18 protein-coding genes are annotated in these 18,307 nt (G+C 68.2%); 7 read left to right on the top strand and 11 right to left on the bottom strand.

The genetic code is table 11. The features are described from left to right. Positions 1–44 precede the first annotated feature (44 nt). Positions 45–572 carry a SprT-like domain-containing protein gene (locus ACZ7CF_RS33200; protein WP_470371453.1) on the bottom strand — a complete coding sequence of 176 codons (528 nt, stop codon included), beginning with the start codon at positions 570–572 and terminating at the stop codon, positions 45–47. Between the two features lie 195 nt (positions 573–767). Between ACZ7CF_RS33200 and ACZ7CF_RS33205 the strand changes: the two genes are divergently transcribed. The 4 genes from ACZ7CF_RS33205 (at position 768) to ACZ7CF_RS33220 (ending at position 3,761) form a co-directional block, all read left to right on the top strand. Then, positions 768–923, top strand: a complete 156-nt coding sequence (locus ACZ7CF_RS33205; RefSeq protein ID WP_360401381.1) for a DUF5679 domain-containing protein — start codon at positions 768–770, stop codon at positions 921–923. Positions 924–967: 44 nt separating this feature from the next. Continuing rightward, entirely contained in the window at positions 968–1,768 is an 801-nt protein-coding gene (locus ACZ7CF_RS33210; protein ID WP_470371454.1) for a TOMM precursor leader peptide-binding protein, read from the top strand. Then, entirely contained in the window at positions 1,765–3,078 is a 1,314-nt protein-coding gene (locus ACZ7CF_RS33215) for an ABC1 kinase family protein (protein WP_360401387.1), read from the top strand. Before ACZ7CF_RS33210 ends, ACZ7CF_RS33215 begins: the two co-directional genes overlap by 4 nt. Before the next feature lie 101 nt (positions 3,079–3,179). Then, a complete protein-coding gene (locus tag ACZ7CF_RS33220) occupies positions 3,180–3,761 on the top strand; it encodes a type IV toxin-antitoxin system AbiEi family antitoxin (protein ID WP_470371455.1) in 582 nt (193 codons plus the stop codon). A 533-nt stretch (positions 3,762–4,294) separates the two neighbouring features. Here the strand turns inward: ACZ7CF_RS33220 and ACZ7CF_RS33225 are convergent. The 5 genes from ACZ7CF_RS33225 to ACZ7CF_RS33245 all read right to left on the bottom strand — a co-directional run bounded on the left by ACZ7CF_RS33225 (position 4,295) and on the right by ACZ7CF_RS33245 (position 9,862). Next, positions 4,295–5,460 (bottom strand): IS3 family transposase gene (locus ACZ7CF_RS33225; protein WP_470371456.1). Its coding sequence is split into 2 segments (ribosomal slippage): positions 4,295–5,173 and positions 5,176–5,460, totalling 1,164 coding nucleotides; the frame shifts between segments, so codons are not numbered across the junction. A 359-nt stretch (positions 5,461–5,819) separates the two neighbouring features. Further along, positions 5,820–6,692, bottom strand: coding sequence for a class I SAM-dependent methyltransferase (locus ACZ7CF_RS33230; protein WP_470371457.1), 873 nt, complete (start codon positions 6,690–6,692; stop codon positions 5,820–5,822). A 287-nt stretch (positions 6,693–6,979) separates the two neighbouring features. Continuing rightward, positions 6,980–7,306 (bottom strand): WhiB family transcriptional regulator, encoded by a 327-nt coding sequence (locus tag ACZ7CF_RS33235; RefSeq protein WP_360401396.1) that lies wholly within the window; start codon positions 7,304–7,306, stop codon positions 6,980–6,982. 99 nt (positions 7,307–7,405) lie between these two features. Then, entirely contained in the window at positions 7,406–7,648 is a 243-nt protein-coding gene (locus ACZ7CF_RS33240) for a hypothetical protein (protein WP_360401399.1), read from the bottom strand. A gap of 138 nt (positions 7,649–7,786) precedes the next feature. Next, a complete protein-coding gene (locus ACZ7CF_RS33245) occupies positions 7,787–9,862 on the bottom strand; it encodes an ATP-dependent DNA helicase UvrD2 (protein ID WP_470371458.1) in 2,076 nt (691 codons plus the stop codon). A gap of 63 nt (positions 9,863–9,925) precedes the next feature. On the opposite strand from ACZ7CF_RS33245, the gene ACZ7CF_RS33250 reads away from it, so the two are divergent. Further along, positions 9,926–10,654 carry a DUF4191 domain-containing protein gene (locus ACZ7CF_RS33250; RefSeq protein ID WP_360401405.1) on the top strand — a complete coding sequence of 243 codons (729 nt, stop codon included), beginning with the start codon at positions 9,926–9,928 and terminating at the stop codon, positions 10,652–10,654. Between the two features lie 109 nt (positions 10,655–10,763). Here the strand turns inward: ACZ7CF_RS33250 and ACZ7CF_RS33255 are convergent, their stop codons facing one another. Then, on the bottom strand, positions 10,764–11,237 hold the full coding sequence (locus tag ACZ7CF_RS33255) for an RDD family protein (protein ID WP_360401408.1): 474 nt from the start codon (positions 11,235–11,237) through the stop codon (positions 10,764–10,766). A 169-nt stretch (positions 11,238–11,406) separates the two neighbouring features. Here ACZ7CF_RS33255 and glnA point away from each other — a divergent pair, with 169 nt between their 5' ends. After that, positions 11,407–12,831 (top strand): type I glutamate--ammonia ligase, encoded by a 1,425-nt coding sequence (gene glnA, locus ACZ7CF_RS33260; protein ID WP_360401411.1) that lies wholly within the window; start codon positions 11,407–11,409, stop codon positions 12,829–12,831. Between the two features lie 186 nt (positions 12,832–13,017). Further along, entirely contained in the window at positions 13,018–13,560 is a 543-nt protein-coding gene (locus ACZ7CF_RS33265) for a hypothetical protein (RefSeq protein ID WP_470371459.1), read from the top strand. Positions 13,561–13,568: 8 nt separating this feature from the next. Here the strand turns inward: ACZ7CF_RS33265 and ACZ7CF_RS33270 are convergent, their stop codons facing one another. The 4 genes from ACZ7CF_RS33270 to ACZ7CF_RS33285 all read right to left on the bottom strand — a co-directional run bounded on the left by ACZ7CF_RS33270 (position 13,569) and on the right by ACZ7CF_RS33285 (position 18,074). Next, positions 13,569–14,774 carry a tyrosine-type recombinase/integrase gene (locus ACZ7CF_RS33270; protein WP_470371460.1) on the bottom strand — a complete coding sequence of 402 codons (1,206 nt, stop codon included), beginning with the start codon at positions 14,772–14,774 and terminating at the stop codon, positions 13,569–13,571. A gap of 35 nt (positions 14,775–14,809) precedes the next feature. Then, on the bottom strand, positions 14,810–14,992 hold the full coding sequence (locus ACZ7CF_RS33275; protein ID WP_470371461.1) for a helix-turn-helix transcriptional regulator: 183 nt from the start codon (positions 14,990–14,992) through the stop codon (positions 14,810–14,812). A gap of 14 nt (positions 14,993–15,006) precedes the next feature. Next, on the bottom strand, positions 15,007–16,620 hold the full coding sequence (locus ACZ7CF_RS33280) for a replication initiator (protein WP_470371483.1): 1,614 nt from the start codon (positions 16,618–16,620) through the stop codon (positions 15,007–15,009). Positions 16,621–16,688: 68 nt separating this feature from the next. Next, a complete protein-coding gene (locus ACZ7CF_RS33285; RefSeq protein ID WP_470371484.1) occupies positions 16,689–18,074 on the bottom strand; it encodes an FtsK/SpoIIIE domain-containing protein in 1,386 nt (461 codons plus the stop codon). Positions 18,075–18,307 lie beyond the last annotated feature (233 nt).

The raw sequence follows: 18,307 nt of genomic DNA on the forward strand, positions 1-18,307 counted from the left end.
CGCCCGGCGGGCACACCCCGCCGGGCGCTTCGCGTTGCTGAAGATCAGTCTTCCGAGAGGCTCAGTCCGGCCGCGGCCGAGATGCCCTCCAGGTAGCCCATGGCCCGCTCGGACTTCGGGTAGCGGTGCACCCACTCCCAGAAGTCCTTGCCGTGCCCTGGGACCAGCAGGTGCGCGAGCTCGTGCACCAGCACGTAGTCGAGCACCCACGGCGGCACGTCGCGCAACCGCTCGGACACGCGGATCGTGCCCTCGGTCGGTGTGCACGACGCCCACCTCGTGCGCATGGGCGGCACCCAGCGCACGCTCACCGGGTCGGCGAGCGAGTCCAGGTATCGCACCGACAGCTCGGCGCACCGCGCCATCAGCGCCTCGTCGGACGTCCGCGCAGGCGACTTCCTGCGCGTCTCACTGCGCTGGAGGCGGCTCAACATCTCCGCCACCCAGTGCTTCTCTTCCCCCTTGGTCATCCGTGCCGGCAGAAGGACGACGACGGTGTCGCCCTCCCGGTACGCGCTGACCATGCGGCGGCGCCGGGAGCTCCGCCGCACCTCCACCCGCGGTTCGGCCATGCAGTAACCGTAATCGGCGGCACCGACAATTTTGGGCCCCCAACCGGCCGCAGGCGGGCACCCGGCGGGTGAAGTTCCACCGAACGGCGGCTGGACACGCGCGAGATCGACATGCGCGGGATCACCGCCTCGCAGAGGTACCGTCGCGCCAAGGTCCCCGAGTGTGTCCGCACTCACAACTGCAAGGGAGGGGCTGTGGCCGAGAAGTACAACGGCTACTGCGTCAAGTGCCGGGAGAAGCGCGACTTCGACGGCAATGTCGAGGAGACCAACGGCCGGCGCATGGCGAAGGGCACCTGCCCTGTCTGCGGAACGAAGATGACGCGGATCCTCGGCAAGTCCAAGGTCTGACGTTTCCGCTGGCAGGGGGCACCGCCCCCTGCCAGTCTTCCGTTGTGGACACACGCCCCCGAGTGCGCAGCGGCCTGCCCGTGGTGCGCCGCGGCCCCGGCGTCGTGCAGGTCGGCACCGACCCGAAGCACGCCGTGGTGATCGACGAGCTGCCCGACGCCTTGGTCGACGAGCTGCTCGTCCTCGACGGCCGCCACACCCTCGCTGAACTGGGTGAAAGACTCCGCAGCCGCGGTGAGGACCCGGCCCTGCTGACCACCGTCCTGGAATCACTCGACCAGGTGGGACTGCTGGAGTCCCCCTCCTCGTCCAGGGGTGCCACGGCCGCCGTGTTCGGCTCCACCCACCTCTCCCTCGCGATGACGTCGCTGCTCGCCGAGTCCGGTGTCCGGCTCGCCCACCACGCCGACCTCGTGGTGCTCGCCGCGACCCTCGTCCCCGATCCGGCCGTCGTCTCCGGCCTGATGGCCGCCCGCACACCTCATCTGGCCGTGCGCGTCCGTGAGGGCGTGGGCATCGTCGGCCCGCTCGTGCTGCCCGGCCGCACCAGCTGCCTGAACTGCGCGGACCTGCACCGCACCGACCATGACGAGGCGTGGCCGGCCATCGCCGCGCAGCTCGTGGGCAAACCCGCCTCCTACGACGTCCTGTTCGCCTCCGGCACCGCCGCGCTCGCCGTCGCGCAGGTGCTGGAGTCGCTGCGCCACGTCCGCGGACCCGAGCAGGCACCGCCGCCAGTGCTCAACGCCACTCTCGAGCTGGACCTGGTCACGGGGGTTGCTGAGAGGCGGAGCTGGTATCCGCACCCTGACTGTCAGTGCAGCGCACATACCATGGCCGGGTGACCGAGATTCCGCGCAAGGCCGTGCAGCGCACCGCCAAGCTGGCGAGCCTCCCGCTCGGGGTGGCGGGCCGGGTGGTCGGCGGCTGGGGCAAGCGACTGACCGGACGCGCAGCCGACGAGGTCAACGCCGAGGTCACCGCCAAGACCGCCGAGCAGGTGTTCGCCGTCCTGGGCCAGCTCAAGGGCGGCGCCATGAAGTTCGGCCAGGCGCTCAGCGTGTTCGAGGCGGCCGTGCCCGACGAGCTCGCCGCCCCGTACCGCGAGGCGTTGACGAAGCTGCAGACCGCCGCCCCGCCGATGCCCGCCCGCACCACCCACCGCGTGCTCGCCGAACAGCTCGGCGCCTCCTGGACCAAGCGCTTCCAGTCGTTCGACGACGACCCGGCGGCCTCGGCCTCGATCGGCCAGGTGCACCGCGCCGTGTGGCACGACGGCCGCGACGTGGCCGTGAAGGTCCAGTACCCCGGCGCCGACGAGGCCCTGCGCGCCGACCTGAAGCAGCTGCTGCGCTTCTCCCGCCTGCTGCAGGCGGTCATGCCCGGCACCGACGTGCGCCCCCTGCTGGAGGAGCTGCGCGACCGGTACCTGGAGGAGCTCGACTACCGCGACGAGGCCGCCAACCAGCGCGCCTTCGCCAAGGCCTTCGACGACGACCCGCACGTCGTCGTCCCCCGCGTCATCGCCTCGTCGCCGAAGGTGATGGTCACCGAGTGGACCGAGGGCGTGGGCCTCGCGAAGATCATCCGCGAGGGCTCACCCGAGGACCGCGACCGCGCGGGCCAGCTGCTGTCGGAGTTCCACTTCTCGGCCCCGTCCCGCTCCGGCCTGCTGCACGCCGACCCGCACCCCGGCAACTTCATGCTGGGCGCCGACGGCCGCCTGCGCGTGATCGACTTCGGCGCCGTGGCCCGCCTCCCCGACGGCCTCCCGAAAACCCTCGGCCGCATGACCCGCCTGGCCCTCGACGGCCGCCCCGACGACCTGGTCGACCTCCTGCGCACCGAGAACTTCATCCGCGAGGGCATGTCCCTCGACGGCGAGGACGTCCTGGGCTACCTGGCCCCGTTCGTCGAACCGCTGCGCACCGAGTCGTTCCACTTCACCCGCCGCTGGCTGCAGTCGCAGGCCGAACGGGTCGGCGACCTGCGCAGCCCCGACTCCCAGACGGGCCGCTCGCTGAACCTGCCGCCGCAGTACCTGCTGATCCACCGCGTGACGCTGGGCGCGACCGGCATCCTCTGCCAGCTCGACGCCCACGTGACCGCGCGCGAGATCGTGGCGCGGTGGCAGCCGGGCTTCGAGGAGCCGTGAACCGGCGGCCTCTCCACTCCGTCGAGTGAACATGGCGGAAGTTGTCCACAGCTTGCCTACGAGGTCCCTTCCCTCGTCGGTGCCTGCCCCAAGCTTGTCCCATGCCCATCACCACGACCGCTGACCTGCGCAAATCCGGCCTCTCCTCGCGGGAGATCCTCCGCCGCTGCCTCCCGTCCGGCCCCTGGCAGTTCCTCCTGCCCGGCGTAGTCCTCCAAAAGCCTTCACCGCCCACCCGCCTGGACCGCCTGCACGCAGCCCTGTCCTACGCCGGCCCGTCCTCCGTGATCACCGGCACCGACGCCCTGACCCGCCAGGGCGCCCGCCTCCCCCTACCCCGCCACATCCACGTGCTGGGCACCCAGAACACCCGCCGCTCCCACCCGAACCTGCTCCTCGAACGCACGACCCGCCCACCCACCGTCATCCACCACGACGGCCTCCGCTTGGCCTCCCCGGCCCGCGCAACCCTGGACCTCACGCGCCGCGAACAAGACGCCCGCGCGGTCGTGGCCGCACTCGACGCCGTGGTGGCCGCGGACCTGTGCACGCCGCGCGATCTGCACGAGGAGCTGGAGCTGAGTCCTCGCCGCGGAACGGCGCTGGTCAGGCAGGCCTTACAGCACCTGTACCCGTTCCCCCTCAGCGCGCCCACTTCTGACTGCCCGGATGGGTCGCGTTGACCTGCCTGGTCAATGGTCTGCGTTGCTTGGGTCTTCGTTGCTTGGGTCTTCGTTGCTTGGGTCTTCGTTGCTTGGGTCTTCGTTGCTTGCGGCGTGCGTTGCGCGTGGTCGTGCCCTGCCGCGACCGCTGCACGCTGGCTCTCGATCTCTGCCTCGCCGCTGCCAGCACCTATTCGGCCACTCTTTCGAGTGAAGCCGGTCCGGATTCCCGTTCTCGCTCGCCCGCAATGGGGAAGCGCGCGTGAGGCGGCCAGCCCCCGCAGGAACGAAGACAGCACCCGACACGCCTCAAGCCGACACGAACCAGCCAAGCCCGAATACGACCGCCGGACCAACAACGCCCACGCCGACGCCCACCACTCAGCTCGAACAGCCGTCCCTACAGCCCACCCGCGCGAACCGACCAAGCTCGCTCAAGGCAGCGAGCCCCACGCAAGCCGGCCAAGCTCACCCGTACCGACCCAGCCAACGCCAGCCCAGCCAACGGCCAGCCCAGCCAACGGGTCTGCTGCACGAGTAGGTGACAGTGGTAGTCACGCAGCCTGACTGGCTGACGTGGTCATGATTACTTCGTATTCGATGGGGGTCAACCGGCCGAGAGCGGCTTGGCGTCTGCGACGGTGGTAGGTGCGCTCGATCCAGGTCACTATCGCGATCCGCAGTTCCTCCCGAGTGGACCAGGTCCGTCGGTCGAGGACATTATTCTGCAGCAACGCGAAGAAGCTTTCCATGGCCGCGTTGTCGCCCGCGGCGCCGACCCTGCCCATCGAGCCGGTCAAGCCGTGACGCGCAAGTGCGCGGACGAATTTCCTGGATCGAAATTGCGATCCGCGGTCGGTGTGCACCACGCAACCGGCGACCTCGTCACGTCTCGCGACGGCGTTGGTGAGCGCGGTGACGGCGAGACGGGACTTCATCCGGGAGTCGATGGAGTAGCCGACGATCCGGTTGGAGCAGACGTCCTTGATCGCGCAGAGATACAGCTTTCCTTCTGTAGTGCGGTGTTCGGTGATGTCGGCCAGCCACAACCGGTTCGGCGCGCTGGCGGTGAAGTCGCGCCGGACCAGGTCGTCGTGGACCGGCGGGCCGGCCTTCTTGCCGTTGCGGCCGCGTTTCTTGCCGAACGCGCTCCACCAGCCCATGGACGAGCAGATCCGCCACGCGGTCCGATCCGCCATCGACACGCCGGCGTCTCGGGCCTCGTCGGCCAGGAACCGGTAGCCGAACTCCGGATCGTCACGGTGCGCGTCGAACAACGCGTTCGCCCGATGAGCCCGCTCGAGTTCAACGGCGGTGACCGGGCGGGCGCGCCACCGGTAGTACGGCTGCCGAGCGATCCCGAGTACCCGGCACGTCACCGCGACGGGGATACCGTCCGCAGCGAGCTCGTTCACGAGCGGGTAGAGCCTTTTCCCGGCAGGTTCGCCTGCGACAGATACGCGGTCGCGCGGCGCAGGACCTCGTTCTCCTGCTCGAGCAGCTTGATCCGCTTGCGGGCCTCGCGGAGCTCCGCCGAGTCGTGCCTGTTCACACCGGGTTTGGCGCCTTCGTCGACCTCGGCCTGGCGCAGCCACTTGAACAGCGTCATCGGGTGGACCCCGAAGTCCTTGGCGATCTGCTCGACCGTCACGCCCGGCTCGCGGTCACGGGCGACCCGCACGACATCGTCGCGGAACTCCTGAGGGTAGGGCTTCGGCACAGCGACATCCTCCCAGCTCATCATCACGGCAAGCCAACTCAGATGTCACCAATCCGTGCAGCAGACCCAACGGCCAGCCCAGCCCAGCCCAGTCCACGCAAGCCAACCCACGCAAGCCAACCCACTCAAGCCAGCCCGGCTCACGCAAGCCAGCCCACCACCAAGCCAGCCAGCCTCACCCGCACCAGCCGTTCACCGCCAGTACTCGTCCGGCAACTTCCCTTCGATGTCCCGCACATGCGCCTTCGCGCACGCGTGACACAACCACCGAACCGTCCCCCCGACCCGCTCCGACGACCAGGCCAACAGCTCCAGCTCAGAAACGGACGCCCGCGACCGCCCGCACCTGTGGCACGCCGTCACCGCCGCCGTCCCACGTGGACGGTGTCGGTCTCCAGCAGGAAGACGTCCTCCCGAGCACCGACGTACTCGGAGTCCGCCGGGTTGAGCAGGCGGCGCAGGGCATCGCGGTCCGCGGGGTGCAGGTACGGGCCGGTGATCTCGGCCAGCCACGTCAGGCGGTCCACCGCCCAGTCGCGGACCTGCTGCTTCGCCGGGGCCGGGTGGTCGACGACGAAGCTGAAGGAGCCGATGTCGCCGAGGCCGGCGTCGGCCAGGGCGACGTTCCAGCCGACCGGCAGGCGGACGGAGCCGGCCATGTTCTCGCGCATCGAGACGAACCACTCGGCGCGGGCCGCGGCCATGCGGTCCGGGAGGCCCGGGTCGCCGACGCCGAGGTCCCAGGGCAGGAAACGGGTTTCGAGGCCGCCCTCGGCCAAGGCCAGCCAGCCGCCGGGGGCCAACGCGGAGGCCAGGCGGCGCATGCCGCGCAGCTGGTCGGGGAGGTGGTGGATGACGCGGGAGGCCCAGATGAGCTCGACCGGGCCCGTGAAGGAGAGGGGGTCTTCCGCGGCGAGGTCGGCGAGGACCGGCTTCACCGAGACCACGCCCTCGCCCTCGGTGCGGGCGGCGGCGCAGGCGGCGTCGAGGAGTTCGGGGGTGGCGTCGACCAGGACCAGGACGCCGCCGCCGTGGTCGCGGAGTGCGGCGACCAGGGGGACGGACATCGAGCCGGCGCCGCAGCCGACGTCCATCACGACGGGTGAGTCCGGGAGTGGTGCGACGAGTCTGCGGGCGACCGCGGACAGCGCTTCGGCCTGCAGTGCGCCGTAGCGCCTCATGCCCGAGAGGCGGGACGACCAGTCGATTCCGTCGTGGGTGTGGTGCGGCACAAAGGAAGACGGTACGGAGGAACGGCCGAGGCCGCCATCCACCTTCTCGTGGACGACGGCCTCAGCTCGTGACTGTCAGAGGTCGAAGCGAGCCGCTCTGCGTCCCGCCCATCGCGACACCCTGCGCCAACGTTGCGCTGACGCGAGGCGGTTCGCCAGGCGTTGCTCCTCCGCGAACCTCTGGGCTTCTTGTATTCGTATCCGCACGAGTTCTTCTTGCAGAGACATGGGGTGCAGTCCTTCGTTCGTGTACGCGGGCATTGCGTCGAGATTGATCACCGAGGTGTTCACGCCGCCGCCTCCGTCTTGTCCGAAGAAGCCACTGCCGCCGCCGCGTCCTTGCGCGGACGGCCACGGGGCCGCTTGCGAGCGATGACGACACCGCGCTCGAAGATCTCGCCACCCCAGACACCCCACGGCTCGTGCCGCGCGAGGGCTCCCGCGAGGCACTCGGCGAGCACCGGGCAGGTCCCGCAGAAGGTCTTCGCCTTCTCGAGCTCCGCCGGGGCGTCCGCGAACCAGAGGTCGGGGTTGTGGGTGCGGCAGGGCAGGTCAAGCCCCTCCGCGAGGTCCGGAAGTGTCTCGCCGGTGAGCGGGACAGTCGCGGTCAACATCAGGGTTTTCTCCTTGTGTGGGGTACAGCAAAAAACACGAAGGCCGCGGACTCTGTGCGAGTCCGCGGCCTTCGTGAGCCTGGTGGTCCTACGACCCCTCTATGGGGTCGGCAGGAGCCTTCTCACTTGATGCGCGGACAGCGCATTCGTGTAGTTGGGAACGTCATCGACGGTCGGGCGCAGGACCGGCTGCTCCACGAGCAGTCCGGTGGCGCGCTCACGGCCCAGCAGTTCCGCCGACCTGTGGGCAGACTTCTGCCACATGGCCGGAGCGGTTGCGGGCGCACAGAAGTGCTCGGTCACGGGGAGGCCGAGTGCGCGCGAAATTTCGAACTTCTTCACGATCGGCACCTCCCTCGGAGAGCTCTCTGCGAGCTGAGTAGTAGTTCTTCTTCCCCAGACGGGTCCTCCGGACCCGGCATGAGCAGGTTATGACCCCGTACCTGGGGCGTGCAACCTATTTAACGAAACTTGTCCCGATCAGGTGGCCGAGTCGCCCACACCGGCCCTCACCAGGCCCAACACGTCGTTGCCGAACCTGTCGAGCTTCGAGGCGCCGATGCCCGAGATCGCGACGAGCCCGGCCGAATCCGTGGGTCGTTGCTCCGCGATCGCCATCAGGGTCGCGTCGGTGAAGACGACGTACGCGGGCACTTTCAGCTCGCGCGCCCGGCCGGCCCGCCACCGGCGCAGCGCTTCGAGGAGTTCTTCGTCCACGTCGGACGGACAGGAGCGGCAGCGGCCGAGCTTGATGGCCTGCGCTTCGTTGAGCGTCGAGGAGCACAGCCGGCAGGTCGGCTTCTCCTTCTTCATCAACGGAGGCCGCTGCGACGCGGCACCGGCCGGTACACGTGCCGCGGGGTGGCTCTCCGGCACGAGGTTGTAGAGGAAACGGGAACGGCGTCGGTACTTACGGCCGCCCGCTGCGCGCGACAACGCCCACGACATCCAAAGGTGTTCACGTGCTCGCGTGACGCCTACGTACAGAAGGCGGCGTTCTTCTTCGACCTTCGCCTCGTCGCCGTCGGCGTATTGGATCGGCATAGTGCCCTCGACGAGTCCGACGAGGAACACGGCGTCCCACTCCAGGCCCTTCGACGCGTGCAGCGACGCCAGCGTCACGCCTTCGACGGTCGGTGGGTGCTGTGCCTCGGCGCGCATGTCCAGTTCCGCGCAGAACCGCGGCAGGTCGGCGTCGGGCACGGCGGAGGCCAGTTCCTCGGCGAGCTCCACGAGAGCGAGCAGCGACTCCCAGCGTTCGCGCGCGGACCCGCCCGCGGGTGGCTCGTCGGTGAGGCCGACCTTCTCCAGCAGCGAGCGCGTCACGTCGGGCAGGCTGCCGCTCACCTCGCCGGCCGAGCGCAGTGTGATCATCGCCTGGCGCACCTCTGCGCGTTCGAAGAACCGCTCGCCGCCGCGCACCAGGTACGGGATGCCCTGCGCGGCGAGCGCCTGTTCGTAGACCTCGGACTGGGCGTTGACCCGGTAGAGGATCGCGATCTCGGACGCCGCCACGCCCTCGTCGAGCAGCGTCTTGACGCGCCGCGCGACCGCGTCCGCCTCGGCGGGTTCGTCGTCGAACTCGTGGAACCGCGGCGCCGGGCCCTCCGGTCGCTGCCCGATGAGGTTGAGGCGGGAGCCGGCCGGGCGTCCACGGGCCCACTTGATGACTTCGTTGGCCAGTCCCACGACCTGGGGCGTGGAGCGGTAGTCGCGCTCCAGCCGCACCACCACGGCCTCGGGGAAGCGGCGGGGGAAGTTGAGCAACGGCTGCGGCGAGGCGCCCGCGAACGAGTAGATGGTCTGGTTCGCGTCACCGACGACGGTCAGGTCGTCGCGGCTGCCGAGCCACGCGTCGAGCACGCGCTGTTGCAGCGGCGTCACGTCCTGGTACTCGTCGACGACGAAGCAGCGGTAGCGGTCGCGGAACTCCTGGGCGACCTCCGCGTTGTCCTCCAGCGCGGCCGCGGTGTGCAGCAGCAGGTCGTCGAAGTCGAGCAGCATCGCCTCGTTCTTGAGCTGCTCGTAGGTCAGGTAGAGCTTCACGACCTGCTCGGCGGGCGCCGGGATGTCGCGTGCGGCGCGGGAGGCCGCGAGCGGGTAGTCCTCGGGGGTCAGCAGCGACGCCTTCGCCCACTCGATCTCGCTGGTGAGGTCGCGCAGCGCGTCGGCCTCGGTCGGCAGGCCCAGGCGTGCGGCGGCGCGGGCGACGACGCGGATCTTCTGGTCGACGAGTTCCCAGCGCGGCCCGCCGATGACGCGCGGCCAGAAGTAGCGCAGCTGACGGGAGGCGGCGGCGTGGAACGTCACGGCCTGCGCGCCGTGCACGTCGAGCGAGCGCAGCCGGGTGCGCATCTCCCCCGCGGCGCGCTTGGTGAACGTGACGGCGAGGACCTGCGACGGGGCGACGTGGCCGCGTTGGCACAGGTAGGCGATCCGGTGGGTGATGGTGCGCGTTTTGCCGGTGCCGGCACCCGCGAGCACGCACACCGGGCCGCGTGGAGCCTCGACCGCTGCACGCTGTTCCGGATCAAGACCCTCCAGCAACGCGTCCATAGCCGGGCAGTCTCGCAGACGGCCGATGCAACTCCGAGACCAGCGCGCCGTATCCTGGTGAGCATGGCTGGTAAGCAGGACAAGGCGGCTGCCAAGGAAGCGGCGAAGGTTCGCCGCGCGGCATCACGCGAGCGGCGCAAGCAGATCTTCGAGGCGTTCAAGATGCAACGCCGCGAGGACAAGGCGCTCATCCCGCTGATGCTCGGTGCGCTGCTGGGCGTCACCGCGATCGCCGTGGTCCTGGGCCTGGTCTTCGACGCGGTCTGGATGTTCGTGCCGCTGGGCATCGCGATCGGCGCGCTGCTGGCCGTGATCATCTTCGGCCGCCGGGTGCAGAGCAACGTCTTCCGCAAGGCCGACGGCCAGCCCGGCGCCGGCGCGTGGGCGCTCGAGAACCTGCGCGGCCGCTGGCGGGTCACCCCCGCCGTCGTCGGCACCACCCAGCTCGACGCCGTGCACCGCGTGCTCGGCCGTCCGGGCGTGGTCCTGGTCGCCGAGGGCGCGCCGCACCGGGTGAAGCCGCTCCTCGCGCAGGAGAAGAAGCGCATCGCCCGCGTCGTCGGCGAGACCCCGATCTACGACTTCATCATCGGCTCCGCCGAGGGCCAGGTGCCGCTCAAGAAGCTGCAGTCGACGCTGATGAAGCTCCCGCGCAACATCACGACGGCCCAGGTCGAGACGCTCGACGCCCGTCTCGCGGCGCTCGCGAGCCGGGGTGCCGCGCTGCCCAAGGGCCCGATGCCGCAGGGCGCGAAGATGCGCAACGTCCAGCGCACGCTGCGCCGCCGCTGACCCCGGTCACCACGCCACGCACCACGTCACCAGCACAGCACCAGCACGCGAGAAGGCCCGGCACACCTCGTGCGCCGGGCCTTGTCGCTGTTCAGGGACTTTTTACGGGCTATCTGACCTTGATGACGACGGTGCCGGCGGCCTTGTCGTGCAGGCAGCGGCCGTCCGAGTCCCAGACCAGCGCCGGGATCAGCGGGAAGATGAGGACCGTCCGCAGCAGCGCGCGCGGCAGGTGCACGAACGCCTTGCCGTCGATGCGCGCCACCCGCAGGCCGAACACGGCGTGACCAGGGGTGAAGCCGAAGAACGCCACGGCGACGACCGTGATGACGAACCAGGCGAGCAGGCTCCAGTTGCGCGGCAGCTCCGGGCGCGTGAACAGCGCCGCGACCCCCGCGGACAGGAAGAAGTCGAGCAGGATGGCGAACGTGCGCCGCCCGACCGAGGCGATGGAGCCCGGCCCCTTCTCCGGGAAGCCGTGCCGCTCGCCACGCCAACGCTGCTGCTTGCCGTCGTTCGAGTCCTCACCCGGTTCGAGTACCGAGCGGGGTCCTGACAGCCACGAACCGGTCCACCTGCTCACCCCTCCAGAGTAAGGCCGTGCTCAACGGGTGAGGACCGGCAGGTCGTCTTGCCCACTCGGACGGCCCCGTTAACACTGGCGAAACATCCGAGTGACGGACGGGCAACACCGCCGACATACGGTCGCTCGTGATGGCCAGCCGTATTCCATAGCCAAGGAGTCGACGAGGGTGTTCAAGAATTCCGACGAGGTGCTGAAGTTCATCACCGACGAGGGTGTCAAGTTCGTCGACGTGCGGTTCAGCGACCTGCCCGGCGTGATGCAGCACTTCACGCTGCCGGCCAAGGCGTTCGACGCCGACGCGATCGAAGAGGGTCTTGCCTTCGACGGCTCCTCCGTGCGTGGCTTCCAGTCGATCCACGAGTCGGACATGCTGCTGCTGCCCGACCTGTACACGGCGCGTGTGGACCCGTTCCGCATCGAGAAGACGCTGATCGTCAACTTCTTCGTGCACGACCCGTTCACGCGTGAGGCGTACAGCCGTGACCCGCGCAACATCGCGCGCAAGGCCGAGCAGTACATCACCGACTCGGGCATCGCGGACACCGCGTACTTCGGTGCCGAGGCCGAGTTCTACATCTTCGACTCGATCCAGTTCGACACCACCGGGAACTCCTCGTTCCACAAGATCGACGCGGTCTCCGGCTGGTGGAACACCGGCCGTGAGGAAGAGGGCGGCAACCTCGGCTACAAGGTCAAGTACAAGGGCGGGTACTTCCCGGTCACCCCGAACGACCACTACGCCGACCTGCGCGACCAGATGGTCCTCAACATGGAGGCCCAGGGCTTCACGGTCGAGCGCGCCCACCACGAGGTCGGCACCGGCGGCCAGGCCGAGATCAACTACAAGTTCAACACGCTGCTGCACGCCGCGGACGATCTGATGCTGTTCAAGTACATCATCAAGAACACCGCCTGGCAGGCCGGCAAGACCGTCACCTTCATGCCGAAGCCGCTGTTCGGCGACAACGGCTCGGGCATGCACACGCACCAGTCGCTGTGGAAGGACGGCGCGCCGCTGTTCCACGACGAGAGCGGCTACGCGGGCCTGTCCGACACCGCCCGCCACTACATCGGCGGCATCCTGCACCACGCGCCGTCGCTGCTGGCGTTCACCAACCCCACGGTGAACTCCTACCACCGCCTGGTGCCCGGCTACGAGGCCCCGGTGTCGCTGGTCTACTCCCAGCGCAACCGCTCGGCGTGCGTGCGCATCCCGATCACGGGCAACAACCCGAAGGCCAAGCGCATCGAGTTCCGCTGCCCCGACTCCTCGGGCAACCCGTACCTCGCGTTCTCGGCGATGGTCATGGCGGGCCTCGACGGCGTGAAGAACAAGATCGAGCCGCCGGCCCCGATCGACAAGGACCTCTACGAGCTGCCGCCCGAGGAGGCCCGCGACGTCAAGCAGGTCCCGGCCACCCTCGACGCGGTGCTGGACAACCTGGAGGCCGACCACGAGTTCCTGCTCGAGGGCGGCGTGTTCACGCCGGACGTGATCGACACCTGGATCTCGTACAAGCGCTCCGAGGAGATCGACCCGCTGCGGCTGCGCCCGAACCCCTACGAGTTCGCGCTGTACTACGACGTGTGATCGGCACGGGGCTTTGACCAGCCGCTTCGGCGGTTGAAGCCCAAGCCAGGCCGTCTCCAGGCCGTCCAGCGTGGAGAGGCCGCCTGATCGACCGAAGGCCGAGGGCCGGGTGACTGACTCAGTCACCCGGCCCTCAGTCGTTGTGTCGCGCGCCCACGTATGCACCGCAGCTTCTACAGTTCCCGCGTGACCAACCCGTGGGTCCTCCTCGCTGGCGCTGCCGCAACGGTGCTTGCCGCACTTTTCGCCTTGATCGGCGTCCACTATGGACAGTGGATGACGACTCGACGCGAGCGCGAGAATCGCCTTGAGCAATGGAAGCGAGAAGATCGCCACCGGTTCGCGGATCACAAGCGTGAGCTTTACGCCGAACTGCTTGCAAAGTTCGATCTTTGGTTCCGCGAAATCAGAGCAGCAGAAACTGATCGACGGCACCACAGCAGCACGTCCAAGGCAGATCCTGTCCAATGGCTTGACTGGCTCAACCCTCCCGAAGACAGAAACACGAAGCGTCGCGAGTTTGACTTGCTCATGGGTCGCCTTCGCATGGTTTCTCAGACCATCTGGGTTGAGGCCAGCGGCTACGAGAAGCGCCTGGATATCGCAACCGAAGCAGTGATCCGCGAGGAAGAAATGCCCGACACCGTGGAGTGGCAATCTTTGGAATCTGCCCTTGGCACCCTTGCCGACAGCATGCGACAGGACCTGGGCGGGGACACGAGCGCATAGGATCCCGTTCACGCCGCATCCACTTTCGACGTGGTGAACCTCAAACCATTGTCGATCGCAAGCCGCGCCCGATCGAAGCTGGACGGCATCAGGTGGGTGTAAACCCGGAGCGTGAACGCCGGGTCAGCATGGCCGAGGAACTCCGCTAGCGCCCTGATGCTGATGCCCTGCTCCAGGAGCATCGACGCGAAGAAGTGCCGCAGCGCGTGGAAGCCTTCCGCGCGTCCAGGGGCGAGCACGCCGGCCTCCACGAGTGCGGGCTTCCACACGTGGTGGTTGAACGAGTGCCGGTAGATTTGTTTCGACTCCCGCGTGTAGATCAACAGCGGCACCGTCATGAGCTTCCCGTCTGGAGTCCCCCACGGCAGCGTGATCGGAAGCGGCTCGAACTTCTGGACGTGCGCGTCGATCGACTCCCTCAGGCTGCTGGCCAGAGGTACGTCCCGCGTCTTCCCGTGCTTCGGCGGAGCGAAGATCATCTTGCCGCGCACGATCTTGATCTGACGCATGACGTGGATGACTCCCTCCGACTCATCCACGTCGTCCGGCGAGAAGCCGAAGACCTCTCCCTGCCGCAGGCCTGCACCCGCGCCCAAGTCCACGCCAACGCGGTACCGCTCGCCGATCGAAGCCCGAACCGCCTGCACCCGCTCAGGCGCCCAAGGCACGATCTTCGGGTACTCGCCGCGTGGCTTCTTGACCGACTTGGCGTTGCACGGATTCTTGCGGAGGCGTTCGTCATCGACCGCCGCCGTGAAGATTGCTGAAACGTTGGCGAAGATCGTCCGACGGTAGGTCTCCGCGAGCCCCTTCTTTTGAAGCTTCCGATCCCACGCCTGGATCGTGGACGGCAGGATCACGCGCAGCTCGTCATCCCCGAAGTACGGGAAGACGTGGAGCTTGAGCCGAAACTCAACCTGCTCACGCGTCGACTCATCGAACGTCTGCCCGTCGAGCCAGTGTTCCTCCGCATACTTCCTGAACGCGATCTTGCCTGCGTCGGGATCGAGATATGTCCCCTTGTTCTTGTCGTTCTCCATCTCGTGGAGGAAGGCTTCCGCCGCAGTCTTCTGGCGGTCCGGGAATGACTTCGTCCGCTCCCCACCACCCGGCAACGGGATGCGCACTTTGTAGCGCAATCCTTTGCCGTACAGGGCAGTCTTCTCCCGCACGCCGTCCTTGACGGTCCACCAGCGGTCTTGGATGTGGCCCATGACAGTCTTCTCCCCTTGTTCGAATTCGAGTGCTGTCAGGCCGCTTCAGCGCTGTTGAACCACTCGCGCACCTTGGCCGGGTCCCAACGAAGGTGTTTGCCAACCCGCCGCGCAGGCGGGCCGTAGTTCTTGGTCCGCCACCCACGAATCGTGTGCACGGGCACCCCAAGGAAGGCCGAGAGGTCTTCCACTGTCCATAGCGGTTCGACGTTCGACATGAGATCCCCCCAGATCAGGCCGCTTGTACCGAAGTTGCTGAAACATCTGGTGCGGGACGAGGGAGTAGAGCCAGGACGGCTTGCGCCTGGTCGTACTGCGCCTTCCACTTGAGCCGTTGGGCGACCATCTGCATGAGCAATTCGGCGCGGCCGGGGACGTGCGGGTCACCCGCTTGAACTGGAGACCACATCAGCCGCGTCCGGTCCGTCTCCTGCTTCGCAATGCCTGCCGCCGCGAGGGCTTCCTTGACGAAGGCCGCTCGATCGGACTTGTGTTCGGCGAGGGTCTTCCCCGACCACCGCCGCGACACGAGCACACGCCGGCCGGGCAAGCCGAGCGTCTCCCTGCGGTGTGCCTTGGACCGGCAGCGCCCCGGAGCCATCCGAGAGTGCGCGCCCTTGGGCTGCACGCCGTATGCCAGCCAGACCGCGCACCGGTCCGAGCAGGGCGTGACAGCCAGCTCTGCCGCCAACCGGTCAGCGTGATCGGAGACCCGAGAGGACGCGTCAGCGTGCACCACCTCGGAGATCGACTTGACCAGGTACTTGGTCAAGTAGCCGATGTGGCGGCCCGCTTCCTCGGTACCGCCGAGGATTCCCTTGGAGTGGACCTGTGCGCCGAACTCAGCCACGTGTGCCGGGACGCCGAGGTCAGCAACGGCCTCAGCCCACGGCGTGAGCTGTACGCGCGTGTCCGGGTCCACGAACCCCATCAACTGCGAGTCCCACACGGGCATCCGGCCGCCGCTGTACTTGACCTCATCGTGGTTGGGCCACCACACCTGGAGGTAGGTGGCCGCCGTGACTTCCCGGATGACTCGATGCGGAATTGAGCCTCGCACCGCGAAGTGCGCGTGAGGCGTGATCCGCTTCTGAGGCTCGACCGTGCCGAAGTACTGGGCGTCGAACCCGACGACCCGCCGCAGGTTCTGCCACCACCGGTCGACCAGAGACGCGAAATGCACCGCGTCCCGAGCAGCACGGCGGTAGTCGTACGTCGAAGGATCGACCGGGGAGCCGTCCTCACGCACCTTGCCGTAGGTGTCGAGGGTGAGCGTGACGAAGGTGGACGGCCGGTACTTGCCCGCGAACTCCCTGCCCACCGTTCGCTTGTCCACCTTGCGCCGAGGAAGGTTGGGCGCGTCCTGACGTCGGCGAGTGGACCGAATCGGAGCTGTTTTCGCAGGTAGATCGACCGATGGAAGGTTGCCGCGGACACCCTCCCCGCGCAGGTCCGCGTCCGCTTCCCGGATGGCTTCACGCAGGTCATCGACCTGGTCCAAGGCACCTTCCGCCGCTGCCTTCCGGTACTCCGCCGTCAGGTCGGACCGATAGGTGACCAACTCGACCTGGTCAGCCGAAGGCGCTTCCCGTTCGGCCACCGGCTCCTGTTCGAGGTGCCAGCCTTCACGGCACTGCGCCATGCGGGACTTGCGGTTGCGGTCCGCACAAGCCTGGCACTTGCTCGCCTGCGTCGAGTTGCACCGCACCGCGACGATGCGCACTTCTCCGGTGTCGAGGTCGACCACCTCACGGACAACAGGCCGGGTGCACACGCCGTGGTGTTCGGCCGCCGCCTTCACCACGTCCAGCGTGAGCGGCAGGCGTGCCCGTTCAGCCGACCTCATGCCCGCAACGTCAAGCGACACAGCAGGAACGACGTCAACGGCTTCCGTCGTGGACTGTTCGTTGGTCATCACGCCGCCATCCCTTCCGGGCCGTCCGGACGTCCGGGGAACTCGTGCACCGTCGCGTCCTCTGCGGTGAAGAACAGGGCCAGCTCGACCAGGTCCGCGTCGGTGACATGGAAGGCGCGAGCCCGTTCCGGCTCCCTGCGGCCGTCTTGCTTGATCCAGGCGACACCAGGCGTGGTCTCGCTGATCTCGTGAGCCGCCGCGCCGCGTTGCCTGACGCCGTCGCCCAAGACCATGTCCACCTGGACCGGCTCATCGAGCCTCAGCGCAACGCGCGTGGTGAACAGGTGTCGGAACCCGACGATCTCCTTGCGCGGGTCCTGGACCAGAGCGACGACCGCGAAACCAGGAGCGCGTCCCTGCGAGGTGATCGTCTGCACTGCCCGCGCAGCGCGCTCCCGCAGGTTCTTGTCCGTCTGGTAGGCGATCACGTCCGCCAGCTCGTCCACGATCAGCACCGTGAACGGCTCCCCCGTCGAGCGAGCCCACAGCCGCCGAACGCCCCGGTACCGAGACGCCCGCTCCTTCACCTCAGTGGCGATTTCTTCCAGTAGCGCCACCGCATCCGGGCCGTTGTCGTAGACGACCTTCGCGAAGGCGTCCGGGCACTGGCCGAGCTCCATCCCGCCCTTGGGATCGATGCCCACCAGGCGCACGAGCCCCGCACGGATCGCCGGGGCGAGCTGCCAGACGATCGACCACAGCACCGAGCCCTTACCCGCGCCGGGCACGCCCACGACCAGGAGCTGAGACCCAAGCAGCCGCAACGACCACGGCCGGCCTGTCTCCGTCTCTCCCACGACGACCCGCTTGAGGTTCACCGCCGCCACGTCGTCAGCCAGCGCCGGAACGAGGACCGGCCGGCCGAGCGGGTCCGAGTGGATGAAGTCGAGTTCCAGCACTCGAGGCCGCAACACGCGCACCCGACATGACTTGGCGTTGAACGAGTGCGCCAGGTTGTCCCGCCGTGCCTCCCACTGGTCCGGAGACTGCGCGGGGACCATCCTGACCCGCACCCGGTCCCGCCAACCTTCCGAGCGCACGCGGCCGAGCTTCGGGCGGTACTCCTTGCCCCGACTGTCCTTGGACAGGTCCGCCAGCCGCGTCACGGTGCGCCATTGCGGCACGTAGACCGTGGCACGCCGCCACTCCGTCAGCACCCGAAACCAGACGTGCCGAACGTATGACGACCGGTGAAGCCCTGCCCAGATCACCAGACCGCCAGTGAGCGCCAGGACCACGAGGACCAGAACCCACAATCCGAAGTGGATGTAGATCAGGTAGACCGCCAGGCCGCCGACTACAGCAACTGGATACCGCAGCGCGACCGCGACCAGGCGCACGACGAGCCAGCAGGTCAGCAGCGCCAGGACGATGGGCAAGGACACGACCTTCACCCACCGTGGCAGGAAGAACCACCACGGCAGACGAGGACGGACACCTTCGAACGGAGCAGGATCAACCCACCTGTTCCCGGACATCACGCCTCACCGCCGTTCACAACGACCGTGACGAAGATCAGCGGCAGCCAGCCCAGGCAGGTGCAGCACTTGACCTGTCCCGGGGCGTAGATGCCGAACCGGTGGCATACGGGGCACCGCCGACCGTTCGGCAGCTTCCA

It is taken from the genome of Lentzea sp. NPDC036955, from assembly GCF_055608005.1.

Excerpts from the sequence above, each read along its gene's own strand:
- ACZ7CF_RS33200 (WP_470371453.1), bottom strand. The coding sequence starts at position 572 with ATGGCCGAACCGCGGGTGGAGGTGCGGCGGAGCTCCCGGCGCCGCCGC.
- ACZ7CF_RS33270 (WP_470371460.1), bottom strand. The coding sequence starts at position 14,774 with ATGGGCCACATCCAAGACCGCTGGTGGACCGTCAAGGACGGCGTGCGG.
- ACZ7CF_RS33245 (WP_470371458.1), bottom strand. The coding sequence starts at position 9,862 with ATGGACGCGTTGCTGGAGGGTCTTGATCCGGAACAGCGTGCAGCGGTC.
- ACZ7CF_RS33250 (WP_360401405.1), top strand. The coding sequence starts at position 9,926 with ATGGCTGGTAAGCAGGACAAGGCGGCTGCCAAGGAAGCGGCGAAGGTT.
- ACZ7CF_RS33220 (WP_470371455.1), top strand. The coding sequence starts at position 3,180 with ATGCCCATCACCACGACCGCTGACCTGCGCAAATCCGGCCTCTCCTCG.
- ACZ7CF_RS33280 (WP_470371483.1), bottom strand. The coding sequence starts at position 16,620 with ATGAGGTCGGCTGAACGGGCACGCCTGCCGCTCACGCTGGACGTGGTG.
- ACZ7CF_RS33235 (WP_360401396.1), bottom strand. The coding sequence starts at position 7,306 with ATGTTGACCGCGACTGTCCCGCTCACCGGCGAGACACTTCCGGACCTC.
- ACZ7CF_RS33275 (WP_470371461.1), bottom strand. The coding sequence starts at position 14,992 with ATGTCGAACGTCGAACCGCTATGGACAGTGGAAGACCTCTCGGCCTTC.